Below are 1,133 nucleotides of genomic sequence, written 5' to 3'. Positions count from 1 at the left end.
TCCAGCAAGTTCAACGACCTGGACCTGGACCGTGCCGCCTGGCCGGCCAACCCACAGGTTGAAAACGCCGCCCAAGGCGTACCGGCCACGCAACGCTGATTGCCGCCAGCGGGCGGCACCCTGCCGCCCGACGTACCCCGGTGAGCCTCGCTCACTGGGGCTACAGCCCAGTCCTACAGCAAAAGCAACGACACCCCGATATATCTGTAGGACTATTCCTATAGACCCATCCTGCACTACACCGCGCCTCGATGCCTGCTGTAGGCTTGTCTCAAGTTGCCGTGCACAGACAGAAAAGTTCTCGCCAGTTGTTTGAACGGACTGTCTTCCAACAATAAGAAATACGCCAGGCCAACTGCACCAAAAGAGCAACTTGTTACTTCCATGTAACAACTTCGGATCATGCGCCGACGCATTGTCACGCCTGCGACAAGGCGCCGACAGCCTTATGCGTCGCGCCTGACCATTAACTCACGAGCCAGTCGAGACGGGCATTACGCCCCGAACGGATGAAGTGTGCCGGTCACGGAAGTATTGGCTCTTTCCTACTTCGCACGGCTGCCGGAGCAGCCATGGGAGAACCATGAAAAAGCAAATCGTATTGGCTGCGCTGTGCAGTCTTTCTTCCGTGCCGGCCTTTGCGGACAAGGCTCTGGTCTGCACGCCGGTGGTACCTGCGCAGATTGAAAGTCTGTTCGATGAATGGAACGCCGCGTTGCAGACCGGCGATGCGAAAAAGGTTGCGCAAAAGTATCTGGCGGACGCCGTGCTGCTACCCACCGTATCGAACAAGCCGCGCCTGACCGACGCCGAGCGGATCGACTACTTCGAACACTTCCTGGCCCACAAGCCGAGCGGCACCATCGACAGCCGCACCATCCGCACCGGCTGCAACGAGGCGATCGACACCGGCACCTATACCTTCGCGTTCAAGGACCAGCCGAGCGTGTCCGCCCGCTACACCTTCACCTACGCCTGGAGCAGCGACAACGGCTGGAAAATCTCGACGCATCACTCTTCGGCGATGCCGGAGAAATGATGGGTTCCGGGGCCGCAAGCTAAGCCAAACCCCCAGGAGCGACTCCATCTTGTGGCGAGCGGGCTTGCCCGCGCTCGACTGCGAAGCAGTCGCA

Annotated in this window: 1 protein-coding gene; it reads left to right on the top strand. The window is 59.8% G+C overall.

Annotated elements, in window-relative coordinates; all coding sequences use genetic code 11:
* The first annotated feature begins 583 nt into the window (after window positions 1–583).
* Window positions 584–1,039 carry an SgcJ/EcaC family oxidoreductase gene (locus tag K675_RS0119190; RefSeq protein ID WP_017905105.1) on the top strand — a complete coding sequence of 152 codons (456 nt, stop codon included), beginning with the start codon at window positions 584–586 and terminating at the stop codon, window positions 1,037–1,039.
* Window positions 1,040–1,133 lie beyond the last annotated feature (94 nt).

Source organism: Pseudomonas fuscovaginae SE-1, from assembly GCF_000364705.1.
GTDB classification, from domain to species: domain Bacteria; phylum Pseudomonadota; class Gammaproteobacteria; order Pseudomonadales; family Pseudomonadaceae; genus Aquipseudomonas; species Aquipseudomonas fuscovaginae_A.
This window is presented reverse-complemented; position numbering and strand designations above follow the sequence as displayed.